The organism is Sphingobacterium populi, assembly GCF_001586775.1.
In the GTDB taxonomy this organism is placed as follows: Bacteria; Bacteroidota; Bacteroidia; order Sphingobacteriales; family Sphingobacteriaceae; genus Sphingobacterium; species Sphingobacterium populi.
Window position 1 is genome coordinate 1 of record NZ_LQXS01000040.1, and the last position, 229, is coordinate 229.

At 45.0% G+C, this 229-nt stretch carries 1 protein-coding gene; it reads right to left on the minus strand.

Annotated elements, in window-relative coordinates; all coding sequences use genetic code 11:
* A partial coding sequence (locus A0125_RS16695; protein WP_410528188.1) for a hypothetical protein occupies nt 1-223 on the minus strand: 223 nt, incomplete at its 3' end.
* Nucleotides 224-229: the final 6 nt, after the last annotated feature.

The following is a 229-nucleotide window of genomic DNA, read 5'->3' on the forward strand; positions in this document are numbered from 1 at the left end:
GGATCTGCCATCGGGCGAAATAGTTGGATAGCGAAGCCACAAGGCTTCTTGTGCAGAAAGTGCGGCAGGAAGCCAAAGAATGGCTGTAACCAACATCTTTCGCAAGCAATACCGCCAATGGCAATAAGTAACTTTCGTACTGAGCGGATAACAAGAAGTATACGAATAAGATACTCAACATCAAGATCACCAAGGTTTGACTGCCAGCTGATTTTTCTTCCAAACTCAG